This is a genomic window from Halalkalibacter lacteus, from assembly GCF_036663595.1.
GTDB lineage: Bacteria > Bacillota > Bacilli > Bacillales > Bacillaceae_D > Halalkalibacter > Halalkalibacter lacteus.
In genome coordinates this window covers 1-238 of the sequence record NZ_JAWRVL010000437.1, presented here as the reverse complement: position 1 = coordinate 238, position 238 = coordinate 1, and the positions used below count along the sequence as shown (strand labels likewise).

The window sequence follows — 238 nt, the reverse complement described above, 5'->3', positions numbered from 1 at the left end:
GATTGGGAGAGTTCGCAAAACGGTGGATTACAGTTGGGAACTGCGCCTTGCGTCCAAAGAGCCTGAGTATGCCGTATTCTTGTCGTGCATATCTCTATACGGCAGTCCTGCCCTGCAAGGTTGGGAGAGATGAATACGACCGCACGGATATTGAGGATAACAGTACCGACTTGAAAAAGAAAAATCCTCCGGTGGAGATTCTTCTCTCCATCCGCAGGACTTGACCTTGCAGGGCAGA

At 50.4% G+C, this 238-nt stretch carries 1 protein-coding gene; it reads left to right on the top strand.

The window, feature by feature from the left end; all coding sequences use genetic code 11:
• Positions 1-224: hypothetical protein (locus tag SAZ04_RS22940; protein ID WP_332700098.1), on the top strand; the 224-nt coding region annotated here is incomplete at its 5' end.
• Positions 225-238 lie beyond the last annotated feature (14 nt).